This window comes from Geobacter sulfurreducens PCA (assembly GCF_000007985.2).
Lineage (GTDB): Bacteria > Desulfobacterota > Desulfuromonadia > Geobacterales > Geobacteraceae > Geobacter > Geobacter sulfurreducens.
Genome location: NC_002939.5, coordinates 2,737,130 through 2,751,238, shown reverse-complemented (window position 1 = coordinate 2,751,238; position 14,109 = coordinate 2,737,130). Strand labels below are relative to the sequence as shown.

Annotated in this window: 9 protein-coding genes and 1 pseudogene; 8 read left to right on the top strand and 2 right to left on the bottom strand. The window is 63.7% G+C overall.

The annotated features are described in order from the left end of the window. Window positions 1-2 precede the first annotated feature (2 nt). From GS_RS12555 to GS_RS12525, 8 genes and pseudogenes are all read left to right on the top strand, one after another. Window positions 3-2,159, top strand: a complete 2,157-nt coding sequence (locus tag GS_RS12555; RefSeq protein WP_235044894.1) for a hypothetical protein — start codon at window positions 3-5, stop codon at window positions 2,157-2,159. A gap of 22 nt (window positions 2,160-2,181) precedes the next feature. After that, complete coding sequence (locus GS_RS12550; protein ID WP_010943135.1) at window positions 2,182-2,781, top strand: GNA1162 family protein; 600 nt, start codon at window positions 2,182-2,184, stop codon at window positions 2,779-2,781. Then, window positions 2,753-3,931: a lipoprotein gene (locus GS_RS12545; RefSeq protein WP_010943134.1), complete on the top strand. Its 1,179-nt coding sequence runs from the start codon at window positions 2,753-2,755 to the stop codon at window positions 3,929-3,931. Before GS_RS12550 ends, GS_RS12545 begins: the two co-directional genes overlap by 29 nt. Window positions 3,932-4,020: 89 nt before the next feature. Beyond that, window positions 4,021-5,736 (top strand): peptidylprolyl isomerase, encoded by a 1,716-nt coding sequence (locus tag GS_RS12540; protein WP_010943133.1) that lies wholly within the window; start codon window positions 4,021-4,023, stop codon window positions 5,734-5,736. A 15-nt stretch (window positions 5,737-5,751) separates the two neighbouring features. Continuing rightward, window positions 5,752-7,734: a cytochrome c3 family protein gene (locus GS_RS12535; RefSeq protein ID WP_235044893.1), complete on the top strand. Its 1,983-nt coding sequence runs from the start codon at window positions 5,752-5,754 to the stop codon at window positions 7,732-7,734. Window positions 7,735-7,745: 11 nt separating this feature from the next. Next, window positions 7,746-8,501, top strand: a pseudogene (locus tag GS_RS17605) (cytochrome c3 family protein); the annotation flags it as partial. A gap of 169 nt (window positions 8,502-8,670) precedes the next feature. Next, window positions 8,671-9,027 (top strand): cytochrome c3 family protein, encoded by a 357-nt coding sequence (locus tag GS_RS17600; RefSeq protein ID WP_338029188.1) that lies wholly within the window; start codon window positions 8,671-8,673, stop codon window positions 9,025-9,027. Window positions 9,028-9,031: 4 nt separating this feature from the next. Continuing rightward, window positions 9,032-9,937, top strand: a complete 906-nt coding sequence (locus tag GS_RS12525; RefSeq protein ID WP_010943130.1) for an NHL repeat-containing protein — start codon at window positions 9,032-9,034, stop codon at window positions 9,935-9,937. A gap of 347 nt (window positions 9,938-10,284) precedes the next feature. On the opposite strand, the gene GS_RS12520 is transcribed toward GS_RS12525, so the two are convergent. Further along, on the bottom strand, window positions 10,285-12,777 hold the full coding sequence (locus GS_RS12520) for a PAS domain-containing sensor histidine kinase (RefSeq protein WP_010943129.1): 2,493 nt from the start codon (window positions 12,775-12,777) through the stop codon (window positions 10,285-10,287). Further along, entirely contained in the window at window positions 12,774-14,018 is a 1,245-nt protein-coding gene (locus GS_RS12515) for an MFS transporter (protein WP_010943128.1), read from the bottom strand. Before GS_RS12515 ends, GS_RS12520 begins: the two co-directional genes overlap by 4 nt. Window positions 14,019-14,109: the final 91 nt, after the last annotated feature.

The following is a 14,109-nucleotide window of genomic DNA, read 5'->3' as shown; positions in this document are numbered from 1 at the left end:
TCATGGCAGCAGCGGCCCTCGCGGCCGCGCTGCTGCCGGCCACGGCGGGGGCCGAGGGGCTGCGGGGGTTCCTGGAGCTGAGCTACGTCAATTCCGACAACCAATCGACGGATGCCGGCAATGTGACCACGACCACCAAGAGCAGCTCGATCCTACAGCGCTACAACCTGTCCCTGGACCGGATGCTCTACCCGACCCTGCGCTTCACGGGCGGCGGCACTGTCGACTACACCATGACCCGTGCGGAGTTGAACGACAACCAGCTCGATACCACCCTGCTGAAGGTGAGCCCCTTCCTGGACCTGACCCTGGGCACCCCCCTCTATTCCGCGGGACTGGGCTACAACCGGCGCCAGGAGATTTCCGATACCGAGGGGATCGCCTCGTCCAACATCATCCACGAGAACTACAACGCCAAGCTGAGCCTCAGACCCGAGGGGCTCCCCTCCCTGGAGTTCCTCTATACGCGGACCAATTCCTACGATGCCGACCGGCAGTTCCAGGATGTGGTGCTCAATTCGTACAACCTGGGTTCCCGCTATAAGCCGGTGGAGCAGGTGGAGCTGAACTACCAGGGGCTCTATACCGATGCCACGGACAACCTGACCCGGAACAACACCACGGTCCTGACCCACACCGGCCGGGTGACCTACAACGACCAGTTCTGGCAGGACCGGGTCACCCTCTACGCCAACTACAACATCTCGTCCCAGGAGACCAACAGTGCCCTGTTCCGGCTCTTTCCCACGGCCGGCCTGTCGGCCCTGACCGATACGCCCCTGCTGGTCACCCTGGCCGCCAACCCGGCGCTGGTGGACGGGAACCTGAACACGGGGAGCAACGTCACCATCGGCATCCAGCCGGTGGGGGGCGACATCAGGCCCCGGAACCTGGGCTTCGACTTCGGCGGCGCGGTGACCGTGAACCGCATCCGCGTCTGGCTCAACACGGACCTCCCCTCGGACATCGAGAACCGGTTCTCCTGGACGATCTACACCAGCAGCGACAACCTGAACTGGACCCTGGTGCAGCTCCTGCCCTCGGCACCGTTCAGGAGCAACGAGGCGGGCACCGGCTGGTTCTACGAGCTGGGCTTTTCCGGCGCCACCTCCCGGTACCTGAAGGTCGTTACCTCGCCCCTGCCCCTGGGCACCGTTTCGCTGGTGAACCCCACCGCGAACCTGACCGACATCCAGGTGACCGAGCTGGAAGGGTTCGTCCAGTTCGAGGATGTCCAGCGACGCACCACGAGCCAGGTCTCCCACGTGCTCGACACCAACATGCGGGTGAGGATCCTGGAAAATCCGAACCTGAACTACGAGCTGAGCTACTACTACGACCGGAGTGACTCGGACTTCTTCTCCACCTCCCGCTACATCCTGTCGAACGGTCTTTCCGCGAGCCACCGGTTCAATCAGTACCTGTCGACCAGCGCCCGGTTCGCCCGGGAGGACTCCAAGGAGAATCAGGGCGCCCGCGTCTCCTACATCTACAGTGCCCTGCTGACGGCCACCCCGCTCCCCACGCTGACCCACAGCCTGGTCTTCAGCGGCCGCAACGAGGAGATCGACGGGAGGAAAAGCGACACCAATTCGCTGTTCCTCAACAACAGCGCCACCCTCTACCAAGGGGTGGACGTGAACCTGAACGGGGGCTACAGCATGGCCACCGCCGAGTCGGGCCAGAAGACCAATACCACCATCGTCACCTTCGGCCTCACCCTGCTGCCCCACTCGACCCTGACGGTGAACGCGAGCTATTCCGGCAACATGACCGAACAGACCGGCGGCGGCTTGCCCGACAACTCCACCTTCACCCACCGCGGCGACCTGTCGGCGGCCTTCAACCCGCTGCGCTCCGTCTACCTGTTCGGGGCCTTCGGCGTTATCATGGAAAAGAACAAGGACATGGTCACCACCCGGAACATCGGCGGAACCTGGTCTCCGTTCCGGGACGGCGCCCTGCAGTTGAGTTTTTCCTATAATGAGGCGTACAATTCATCTGCCAACCAGAAGGACCGGACCATCGTGCCGAGTATGCGCTGGAACATCCGGGGGGGCTCCTACCTGGATATGTCCTATCTGTACCTGAAGAGCACGTCGGTCAGCCAGTCGTCCGAGTCGCGCACCTTCAGCAGCACCCTGAGATTCGCGTTCTGATTTCCACGGAGAGAGGGCATATATGAGATCACGATTCGTCACCCACACCGGCGCCCTGATGCGGGCATTCTGCGGAATCTTCGGCCTCTTTGCGTTCCTGCTGATGCAGGGCTGTTCCCACGTGGAGCATTTCCGGGACCCCAACATGGACTTCGGGGCGATCCAGAGCGTGGCGGTGATGCCCTTCGGCAACCTGTCCAAGGACACCCAGGCCGCGGAGCGGGTCAGGGACGTGTTCAACACCAAGCTGCTGGCCACGGGGGCCCTCTACGTCATCCCCGTGGGCGAGGTCAGCCGGGTGACGGGGGTGGCCGGCGTCATGAACCCCACTGCCCCCACCCCCGAGGAAGTGGTTAAGCTGGCCAAGATGATCAAGGCCGACGCGGTCATTACGGGCATGGTACGGGAGTACGGCGACGTCCGCTCGGGCTCGTCCATGGCCGACGTTATCTCCCTGAGCCTCCAGGTGATGGAGGCCCAGACCGGGAGGGTCGTCTGGTCCGCATCGGCCACGGAGGGGGGGATCGGGTTCACGGACCGCCTTCTCGGCGGCGGCGGCAGGCCCCTCAACGATGTGACTGAGAAAGCGGTCGATGATCTCATCTCGAAGCTGTTCCAATAGACTGCTCGCACTGCTGCCGCTGGTTCTGCTCCTCCTGGCGGCGGGATGCGCGCGTCTTTCCGTGGAGGCCGGCCGGCCGTCCGGTCCGCTGGTGGCGGTCTACCCCATGGAAGACCTGAGCGGCGCCGACGCGCCCCTGGCGGCCATGCGCAGCGGGTTCACGGAGCGGCTCCGGCAGAACGGGGTGCGCATCATGGACGAGGCCGATCTGCGGCGGTTCATGGAGCAGCAGCGCATCCGCTACACCGGCGGCCTCGATCTGGAGACGTCGGCCGCGTTCAAGGCCAAGGCCGGGGTGGACGCGGTCCTCATCATGAGTCTGGAGTACTACAGCGACGTGAGCCCCCCCAAGGTGTCCCTGGTTGCCCGCCTGGTGGCCACGGGGGAAAAGCCGGAAATCCTCTGGATGGACAGCGTGGGGATGGCCGGTGACGATGCCCCGGGAATCCTGGGGATCGGCATCGTGGAAGACCCGTCGGTCCTGTGGAACCGGGCCCTCGACCGCCTGTCCGGGTCGCTGCTGCACAAGCTGGCGGGCGAGGAGGCTCCTGCCCCCGGCTGGGAGCGGCGGTTCAAGCCCAAGGAAGCGTACCGCTTCATGGAGCTTGACCCCAGGCGCCGCTACAGCGTGGCGGTCCTGCCGTTCTTCAACGAGAGCGATCGCACCAATGCCGGGGAGATCATGGTGCTGCACGTGGTGAAGCAGCTGGTGTCGTCCAAGGCGTTCGCGGTGCTCGAGCCGGGGGTGATCCGGGGCAAGATGCTGGCCATGAGGATCATCATGCAGAACGGCATCTCCCTGCCGGCGGCGGACCTGCTGGCCAACAACCTGGAAACCGATTTCATCCTCACGGGCCGGGTCTTCGAGTACCGGGACATGCCCAGCGGCTCCGGCAAGCCCCGGGTCGATTTTTCGCTGCAACTGCTGGAACGCTCCAGCAAAATGGTGATCTGGGCCACCAAGAGCAGGAACACCGGGGATGACGGTGTGTTCTTCTATGACTGGCGGAGGGTGTCCACCGCCAACGTCCTGACCGAGGGGATGATGAGGGCCTTCCTGGGGGTCATGGTGGAGGAGACCAGGGAAGTGAAGCTGACGCCGCCGCGGATGAGCCAGGAAGAACTCGAACGGATATTGATGAGCCCGTAACGGAATTCGTTGTGTCAAACGTCCTGATGGCCGCCCGGAGCGGAGTGCCCGGTGCGGCCGCAACCTGAATGCAGAGAAAGGGGAGTCTGATGAAGAAGTCTTTGGTTACGCTGATGGTAGCATGCATTGCCGCGGGTGCCCCGGTGGCGGGCTTTGCCGATTCGCCGGCAAAGCCGGAAAACGTGGAAGCCTCGCCGGCTCCGGCCGACGTGATGACGATCAGGGTGAAGGTGCCCCTGTTTTCGCCGCTGTTTGCCGAATTCCCCGTGGCAACGGTCAACGACGAGCCGATCACCGTCAACGACCTGAACGCCTCCCTTGAAACGGTACACGAGGGGATGACGGAAGGAAAGCAGGCCCCCCGCCGGAACTTTACGGATATCCTCAACCGGATCATCACCTCCAAGCTCATCATCCAGGAAGGGCGCAACATCGGCCTGGACCAGCAGGAGCAGCCCAAGGAGATGATCGATACCTTCTCCCGCAAGCTCCTGCGCGAGCTGGTGCTCAAGGATCATGTGAAGGACATCCGGCCCGACCCCAAGGAGGTGGAGAAGCGCTACGGCCAGCTCAACGTGGAGTGGACCTTCTCCACCCTCACGTTCAAGAACGAGGAAGATGCCAAGAAGGCCCGCAAGGCCCTGGACAAAGGCACGTCCTTTGACGCGCTGGTGGCCGAGGAGGTCAAGGAGAAGCGCGCCGAGGCCAAGCAGAATGAGAAGCTGAAATACGAGCACATCCACCCCGATATCGTGAAGATCATCGATTCGCTGAAGCCCGGCGCCGTGGGCCCGGTGATCGACATGCAGAAGGGGGCCATGCTGTTCCGGCTCGATGCCGTGAAGCATTCCGACGATCCGAAACTGAAGGACAGGGCGGAGAAGGAAACGCTCACCGCGGCCCGCTTCAAGGCCCTTGAAAAATTCCGGACCGAGCTGATCGAGAAGTATTTCAAGCAGGACAAGAAACTGATCAAGTCGCTGGATTTCGAGAAGGACAAGGCAGGGTTCCTCAAGTTCCTGGAGGACAAGCGTCCCCTGGCCACCATCAAGGGGGAGAAGCCGGTGACCGTGGCCGACCTGGCCGAAGCGATCCGGATGAAGTTCTACCACGGGGTGGACATGGCCATTGACCAGAAGAAGGTCAACAAGGCCAAGGACTCCCTGCTGTTCGAGATCCTGGCCACCCGGGCCATTGAGAAAGAGGGCCGCGACAAGGGCTTCGACAAGAAAAAGGAATACCTGGACAAGGTCACCGACTACCAGGAATCCGTGATCTTCGGGCATTTCGTGGAAAAGGTCATCCGCCCGGACGTGAAGGTGACCGAGGATGAGCTGAAGGCCTACTACGAGGCGCACAAGTCCGAGTACTCCTACCCGATCATGGTGGTGCTGGACGGCATTGCCTTCAATGACCAGAACGCGGCCCAGTCCGCCGCGGAAAAGCTGCGCCAGGGGATGGATTTCAAATGGTTCAAGGAGAACGCCGAGGGCCACGTGGATGCCAAGGCCGCCGGGGTCCTCCAGTTCGAGGACGTGCCGGTCACCCTCAAGACCCTTCCCGAGGGGCTGAACAAGGTCATCACCGGGGCCCAGACCGGTGAATACCGGGTCTATTCGGACCCCAACGGCTTCACCTATGTCATCCTGGTCCGCAACGTGATCCCCGAACAGGTACAGTCCTTCCCCGAGGTCGAGGCCACAATCAGGAAGAACGTCCAGTCGGAACAGCTCAACAAGCTGGTCGTGGAGTGGGCGGACAAGCTGAGGAAGGCGTCCGACGTCAAGATTTTCGCCGAGTTTTAACGGACTGGAGGAGCTATGCGCACCGTGCATGCACAACGACAACTCTTATTCCTGGTGATGACCCTCCTGGTGGGGGGGCTCATTCTTCACCTGTCGGAGAGCCCGGCGCTGGCGGCGAAGAAGTTCGCCCGCAAGGAATGCGTCGACTGTCATGGCAAGTTCAATGACAAGTACCTCTCCATGAAGTACATCCACACCATCGTCAAGGAGCAGAAGTGCGAGGACTGTCACCTGCGCCACGGCATCGTGCCGAAGCTGCTGCTCAAGAAGGACGGCAACCAGCTCTGCTTCGACTGTCACGGCCGGGACAAGATCGGCCTGGACAAGCCCAAGGTGCACACACCCCTGCGCCAGGGGAAATGTACCCTCTGCCACAACCCCCACGCCTCCACCACCCCGCACCTGTTGAAGGGTGACGGGCCGGAGTCCTGCTACGGCTGCCACAAGAAGGAGGACTACGAGAAGGGGACCATCCACGGCGCCATCACGAAAAAAGGCTGCGGCTCCTGCCACGCGGCCCATAGCTCCACCGAGGACAACCTCCTCAGGGAAAAGGAGCCGAAGATCTGTCTCGGCTGCCACGACAGCGGCGCCGGCAGCTTCAAGAAGGCCCACGGCGGCTATCCGGTGGAAAGCAAGCGCTGCACTATCTGCCACAACCCCCACTCGGCCACCGGCAAGAAGCTCCTCCGCTCCAGCGCCCATAACCCCGTTGCCACGGGCGGCTGTGACGGCTGCCACAATCCGGCCGGCGGGCCCGAGCCCTTCGGAGTGACCCAGAAGGGGAGCGAACTCTGCTACCAGTGCCACGATGCGGCCATGCTCAAGGGGACCGGCGGCGTGGCCGAGCACGCGCCGTTCAAGAGCGGCGACTGCCTCTCCTGTCACCGGGCCCACACCTCCGAGTTCGCGAAGCTGCTCACGGCCGACGGCAACAACCTCTGCTTCGGGTGCCACCAGGACAAGAACCTGCGCGTTGCCGTGCCCCACAAGGTCATCACCGGCGACAAGAAGGGATGCCTCTCCTGCCACCGGCCCCATGCCGCCCCCAACAAGGGACTGCTCACCCTGGCCGGCTCGGATCTCTGCTACTCGTGCCATGCCAAGACCAAGGAAGGGCTCAAGAACAAGGTTCAGCACGTGCCCTTCAACGGCGGCGACTGCAGCTCCTGCCATGATCCCCACGGCACCAACTTCGCCGCCATGCTCAAGGAGCGGGCCGATACGGTCTGCTACGGCTGCCACACCGATGCCGAGACCAAATTCAAGAAGACCTTCACCCACAAGCCGGTCATGAACGCCGACTGCGTGTCGTGCCACGGCGCCCACGGCTCGGCCGAAAAGAACCTGCTCAAGAATACCGTGCCGCAGCTCTGCGCACCCTGCCACGCGGACCTGATGAAGGCCGAGTCGGGCGGCTCCAGTCACATGCCGTTCAACGGGGGCCAGTGCCTCACCTGCCACGATTCCCACGGCAGCAACGTGCGGGGGATGATCGTGGACAACGAGGCGAAGCTGTGCTTCGGCTGCCACAAGTCGCTGGAGCAGGGCGACAAGGCCTCCAAGAGCTCCCATGCCCCGTTCCGGGGAGGGGACTGCACCAAGTGCCACAGCCCCCACAAGGCGAAGCTCAACAAGCTGCTGCTGGCCCAGGGGACCGACCTCTGCGTGTCCTGCCACAAGGGGACCAAGGAGCGGTTCGCCAGCGAGAAGATCCACACGCCTGCGGAGCAGGACTGCCAGACCTGCCACAAGCCCCACAATTCGGGCCAGCCGTCGCTGCTTACCGAACAGCTCGTGGCCCTGTGCGGCCAGTGCCACTCCTACGACCGTAAGCCGTTTGCGGACGCTCACCTGGGGATCTCCGCCACGGTGATGAACTGCATGAACTGCCACGATCCGCACAGTTCCAAGGACCCGAAGTTCTTCAAGAAGATGGTGCACGCACCCTTCGCTTCGCGTTCGTGCTCTGATTGCCACGTGACAGGAAAACAGTAAAAGGAGCTCCCATGCACGCATATCGCACATATCTTTACACGTTCTGCGCGGTGCTTGTCATTCTGGGCGCATCCTTTGCGCTCGCCCAGGACAACGCACTCAAGTTCAAGCTCAAGCCCGACGCCACCGGCAAGCTCTGTTTCAACTGCCACGCGGCGTTCAAGGAGAAGATGTCCAAGCCCTTCGTGCACACCCCCCTGAAGAAGGGGGAGTGTACCGGCTGCCACAACCCCCATACCTCGACCCACGGCAAGCTGCTCTCCGCCGATAACGGCGGGGTCTGCTACCGCTGCCACACCACGGTGGTGCCCTCCGGCGCCAAGAGCGTCCACAAGGTGGTGGGCGAGGGGAGCTGCATGAAGTGCCACGATCCCCACTCGGCCCCCAACAAGGAGAACCTGCTCAAGGGCGGGAACGAGCTCTGCTTCGAGTGCCACAAGGAGATGGGGGCCACCCTGTCCAAGGTCAAGTACCGCCACATGCCCGTGGCCCAGGGATGCCTCAACTGCCACGATCCCCACGCCTCGGCCAAGAACCCGTACCTGCTGAAGAGCGATATCATCCCGCTCTGCGTGGGCTGCCACAAGACCGACCGGCCCATGTTCGCCAAGAAGCACATGAACTATCCGGTGGCCAATGCCCGCTGCACCGGCTGCCATGATCCCCACGGCTCCGACAACCCGGGCATCCTCTACAACACGGTCCACAAGCCGGTGGCAACCCGGATGTGCAACCAGTGCCACGAGGAGGCCACCTCGCCGAACCCGCTGGCCACCAAGAAGACCGGCACCGATCTGTGCCGCGGCTGCCATAACGACATGGTCAACACGACGTTCGGCCTGAACCGGGTCCACGGCCCGCTGCTGAGCAAGCAGGGCCTGCCTCAGCTGCCACAACCCCCACGCGGGCAAGCAGAAGGGCATCCTGCGCCAGCCCATGGCGGTGCTCTGCAACAGCTGCCACGTGGACAACATGAAGCGTCAGGAAAAGGTCGCGTCAACCCACGAGCCGGTCAAGAACGGCCAGTGCACGGCGTGCCACGATCCCCACTCATCCAACTACCTCTTCCTGACCAAGAAGTCGCTGGATATCGAGCTCTGCGCCGACTGCCACGACTGGGCGCACCACTCGACCCACCCCATCGGCGAGAAGTTCCGGGATCCGCGCAACAAGAACATCCCGATCCTGTGCGTGAGCTGCCACGACGCCCACGGGACCGAGTTCAAGAAGATGCTCTACTATCCCAAGACCAGCGACCTCTGCGTCCAGTGCCACGAACAGTACAAGAGGTGATTCCATGGCAAAAACGATCATAACCATGCTTGCCCTTGCAGGAGCGCTCGCATCGCCGGCCCTGGGCGCCGACGCCATCAAGCTCAAGCACTTGACTACCGAGTTCAACGATGAGAAGGGGGGGACCATGAAGGCCCCCGAGGGGATAGCCTGCGGCAAGAGGCAGCTGGTGGTTTCCGACACCGGCGGCGGACGGCTGCTGAGCTACAGCATCGAGAACGGCTCGGTGCGCGGCGGCACCGAGATCAAGGCGGAGCAGGTGCCGTACCCCACCAAGGTGCAGCTGACCTCCAAGGGGGAGATCCTGGTCATCGACGGGAAACTCCGCCGCATCGCCCACTTCTCGCCCGAGGGGAGCTTTGCCGGCTACCTGGATCTGAAGGGGGTTCCGGCGCCTGCCACCATCGCCCCCCGCGGCATCCGCGTGGACGACAAGGACAATATCCATATCCTGGATATCTTCGGGGCGCGGGTCATCGTCACCGATGCGGCCGGCACCTTCCAGTCGCAGATGCCGTTCCCCGAGGGGTACCGCTTCATCTCCGACCTGGCGGTCAGCGCCAGCGGGACCACGCTTCTCCTTGACAGCGTGGCGTCCAGGGTCTATGCGGCCGCCCGCGGCGAAACCGCCTTCAAGCCCCTGACCGACGGGATGAAGGAGTATCTCCAGTTCCCCACCAGCATTGCCACCGACAAGCAGGGGAAGATCTTCATCCTCGACCAGACCGGCAATGCCGTCGTCACCCTCGGCCAGGACGGCTCCTTCCAGGGCCGTCAGCTCAACATCGGCTGGAAGAACTCGTTCCTCCACTATCCGTCGCAGCTCTGCATCAGCGAGGAGAACGACATCGACGTGGTTATCGCCGATCGGAACAATAACCGCATCCAGGTGTTCAGAGTGGTAAGGTAGTTGCTAATGAAGTAACAAAGCCCTCCACACGACAAGGCGGGAAGGCTCCTTTCAATTGGCCCGGAGATTTATTCTCCGGGCATTTTTTTTGTGCAGCGAGCAATATCAGGTAGTTGGCTGCGTTCCCGGGAAGGCCGGGCGGACCGGTGGGGTGCCCAGTAGGGTTGCAGAGCAGATACATGTCTGTATCACCGGATACGGTTTTGTAACGTACACTTGTGTAACATGTGACACTTCATTAGGGATATTCTTGGGTTGTGTTAATGTTACGTCCGAGGTTCGCTGAGGGCTGCGTAAAAAAAGAGGGTAAAGAACCAGGCTAATGACCGGGGGGCTGGAGATTATGGCTAGCCCATGGGAAGAGTGATGGTGAAGGTCGTTCCTGCCCCGGCGCTGCTTTCCACGCTGATCCTGCCGTGGTGCTCCTCGACGATGCGCTGGGTGATGGAGAGCCCCAACCCGGTGCCCGCCCCCTTGCGGGTGAAGAAGGGCTCGAAGATGAGCGGCAGGTCGTTATCGGCGATGCCGGGGCCGGTGTCGGCCACCGTTACCACGGCAGTGTCACCATCCACGCCGGTGGTCACCCGGACCGATCCGCCGTCGGGCATGGCCTCCAGGGCGTTTTTCACCAGGTTCAGGAGGGCCTGCCGCACCTTTTCCACGTCGATGCGGAACACCGGCACGTCGCCGGGCTCGAAGCCGAGCGCCACGTTCCGGCTCTCGCACTCCCGACGCAGGAGCAGGAGCGTATCCTGGATGACCCGGTTCAGGTCGGCCTCCCGCAGGAATGCCTTGGGCGGGGAGGAGAAGTTGAGCAGCCCGGCCACGAGCCGCTCCACCCGCTCGATCTCCTGGAGCGCCTTGCCCATCATTGCCTGGCTTTCGGCGTCGAGTCCGGCCCGATCGTGGAGGTCGTCCAGAAGCAGCGACACCCCCGTGAGCGGGTTGCGCACCTCGTGGGCGATGCCGGCGGCCAGCTTGCCCAGGGAGGCCAGCCGGTCCAGCCGCGTCATCTCCTCCCGAAAGCTTTCCTTCTCGGTCTCGTCCCGGATGGTGACGGTGAGCCCGCCGGAGCGATCGGCATAGATGGGGAAGAAGCCCACCTCGAAATGCCGTTCCTTGCCATCGGTCCCGAGCACGAGCGGTTCGCGGCCGTACTCGCGCCGGCCGGCCAGGGCCTCGGCGATCCGGCCGGTCATGTCGCTCCATTCGCTGAACACCTTTTGGTAAGGGGCGCCGATGACCGCGGCCGGCCCCAGCAGGCGCGTACCGGTGCCGTTGATCGAGGTGAGCAACCCCTCGGGCGACAGCGTCATGATGGCGCTGGAGATGCTCTCCAGAACGCTTTCCTTGAAGTTGCGCTCATCCATGATGTGCCGCCGCGATTCTTCCAGCTCCTCCAGGGTCTTGAGAAGTCTGTTCTTGCGAAGTTCCAGCTCGTCGGCCATCCGGTTGAAGGTGTCGGCCAGCTCGCCCACCTCGTCGCGCGCGGCCACTTCCACCTTGGCGCCGGATTCGCCCCCCGCCAGCCGCCTGACCCCGTCGGTCAGCAGGGCCAGGGGCCGGGTGACGCCCCGGGAGAGGAGCCAGGCACAAATGACCACCATCAGGGACGTGGCGGCCACGATGATGGCCGAAAGCCGCAGGTGTTCCCGGAGCTGGAGATTGATGACGGCGGAGCCGGCCCGGGCCGTTTCATGGAACTGGTCCACCTGGAAGCCGATGGTTACCCCGCCGAAGATGCCGTGGCGCGTGTAGTCGCCGGTGGAGTAGGGGATCGGCGCGAAGGCCATGATCTTCTTGGCGCCCCCAACATTGGTGATGTCCACGTAGCCCGATTGGCGCTCCCGCACCAGCTGGGCCACCCGGGGGTAGTTGGGGTGAATGAAGCCGGCGTGGTCCAGGTTGAAGGGGATGCGGCCCGCCTCGACGTCGGCGGGGGGGGAGTTCTTCGTGTAGGGGGGGACCAGGGTGCCGTCGGCGTCCACCCCCCGGATGTCCCAGAACTTGGGATGGGTGATGATCCACCCTTCGTCGTCGAAGATGAAGGCATAGTTGCCGCTGCGGTAGGAGGGGAAGACCACGGCCCGGTTCCGGCCGGGGCTGATATGCTGGGAGAATTCCATCAGGTGGCGGTGGTCGAGTGACAGGACCATGACCCCGTCGAACCGGCCCCGCCTGTCGAACAGCGGGGTGGCGAAGCGGACCACACCCCGAAATTCCCTGCCGCTGTAGGCGTCCTCAGGCTCCCGGGCGCCGGCCAGCTGCTCCTCTTTCCCCACGTGGAAGCCGGTGACGTGCGTCACGAGGATTTCGCCCCGTTTGAGCTGCCGGGCGCGCTGGAAGTAATCCTCCCGCAGGAACTCGGTCTGGCCGGGGTCGGCCACGGTGCGCAGCCCGCTTTCGGGCACGATGGCCCCTTCGCGGATCACGAAGGTTTCCCGGCCGTTGGCATCGATCACGGCCAGGGAGGCATAGCGCGGGATCGACTCGCGCACCTCGCGGGGGGCCGCGGCGGTGCCGTCCCGCCGCCAGATCTCGCCGTGGCGGCTCTCGTAGAAGGCGGTCAGGATTTCGGGGGTGCGGGGGAGGGTGACGCAGAGCTTCAGGTCGGCCTCGCAGTCCTGCAGGAAGCCGGCTATGCCCTCGGCCACCTGCTCGGCCCGAAGGCGCAGGCTTTCGGATGCCTGCCGGTCGGCCGCATCGGCGATCCGGTCGGCAAGGGTCTCTCGCACGCTGCCCAGGTTCAGGGCGAGGATGGCCGAAGAGACCAGCAGCGGCACCAGCGACAGGGTCAGCATGGCCACCAGGATCTTCTGGAACAGGGAGAGCCGGTTCATTTCCTTCCCCCGGCCATGCGCGAGCTCTCGGGGCAGCGGCGCAGCAACCACATGAAGATGGGCCCCGTGAGCGCCCCCACGCCGGCCGTGGCAAAGGCGATCCCCCACTCTCCGCTCACGCCGGGGAAGGGCTCCCAGCCCCGGCAGAGATCCAGCGCCCAGCCGAACACGGTGGGTGAGATCATCCCCAGCGAGTAGCCCACCAGCGATTGGAGCCCCATGGCCGCCCCCAGGTAGCCGGGGGCCACCAACTCGGTGAGGCCGGTGGAGAAGACCGGCGACTCGGCAACGATCAGGTAGCCGTAGACCAGCCCCACGGCCACGGCCAGGTAGGGGGAGACGTTGACCAGCCAGCCGAAGAGGAAGGACAGGGAGGCGCTGCCGAGCATGACCAGGGTGATGGTCCTGGTCCGGCCCAGCCGGTCCGAGAGAGTGCCGGTGATGGCCGTGGAAAAGGTGCCGATGCCGACGATGGCTGCCGCCGCGGTGGCAGCCCAGCCGGTGGCCGCCCCCTGATCGATCCCCTGCCGCACCAGCGATGCCGTAAAGAACGGCGCCAGCCAGCTCCGCATGCCGTACATCTCCCACATGTGCGAGCCGTAGCCCAGGATCATGAGAAACGCCGGCTTGTTGCGCACGATTTCCTTCTGGAAGGTCTGGTCTGATGTCACGTGCCGGACCTGCTCGTAGCCCTGAAAGACGATCAGGGAGAGCCCCGCGCCCAGGTAGACCCCGGCCGAGCAGACGAGAATCGCAACCCGCCAGCCGGCCACCGTGGCAACGGCCCCGGTCAGCGCCAGCGACAGGGATGCCCCCAACACCAGCGCCCCCACGTAGATCCCCACGGCGCGCCCCCGTTTGGACGGCTCGAACCGCTCCGCCACCAGCTTCAGCCCCGGCATGTAGGTGCCCCCCATGCCGATGCCGGTCAGGGCGCGCAGGATCATGGCGGAGGCATAGTCATGGGCGTAGAGGCCGAAGAGCAGGTTGGCCGTCCCCGACCAGAGGGCCGCCCCGATGAAGATCCGCTTGGTGTTGAGCCGGTCGGTGAGGGCCGACAGGATCACACCCGACGCGATGTAGCCCAGCTGGTAGACGGAAAAGACCGACCCCGCCATGGTGTTGTTCATTCCCCACTCGGCCTTGAGCAGCGGGAGCACGGCCGAGTAGTTGATGAACACCAGCATGATGAATATCTGCGCCAGGCAGAGTATGAGGAGCCAGCGGGTCTTGTCGGACATGGGCATTCCGGCGATCATGGTTTAATGAACAGGAAAAGTATAACCAGATTGATTCACTGGGACAACGGAATTGACCGGCGGCTGAAAAAAA

What these genes read in the sequence shown, in the direction of transcription:
- GS_RS12555 (WP_235044894.1), top strand. Translation starts at nt 3, where the DNA reads ATGGCAGCAGCGGCCCTCGCGGCCGCGCTGCTGCCGGCCACGGCGGGG.
- GS_RS12550 (WP_010943135.1), top strand. Translation starts at nt 2,182, where the DNA reads ATGAGATCACGATTCGTCACCCACACCGGCGCCCTGATGCGGGCATTC.
- GS_RS12545 (WP_010943134.1), top strand. Translation starts at nt 2,753, where the DNA reads ATGATCTCATCTCGAAGCTGTTCCAATAGACTGCTCGCACTGCTGCCG.
- GS_RS12540 (WP_010943133.1), top strand. Translation starts at nt 4,021, where the DNA reads ATGAAGAAGTCTTTGGTTACGCTGATGGTAGCATGCATTGCCGCGGGT.
- GS_RS12535 (WP_235044893.1), top strand. Translation starts at nt 5,752, where the DNA reads ATGCGCACCGTGCATGCACAACGACAACTCTTATTCCTGGTGATGACC.
- GS_RS17600 (WP_338029188.1), top strand. Translation starts at nt 8,671, where the DNA reads ATGGCGGTGCTCTGCAACAGCTGCCACGTGGACAACATGAAGCGTCAG.
- GS_RS12525 (WP_010943130.1), top strand. Translation starts at nt 9,032, where the DNA reads ATGGCAAAAACGATCATAACCATGCTTGCCCTTGCAGGAGCGCTCGCA.
- GS_RS12520 (WP_010943129.1), bottom strand. Translation starts at nt 12,777, where the DNA reads ATGAACCGGCTCTCCCTGTTCCAGAAGATCCTGGTGGCCATGCTGACC.
- GS_RS12515 (WP_010943128.1), bottom strand. Translation starts at nt 14,018, where the DNA reads ATGTCCGACAAGACCCGCTGGCTCCTCATACTCTGCCTGGCGCAGATA.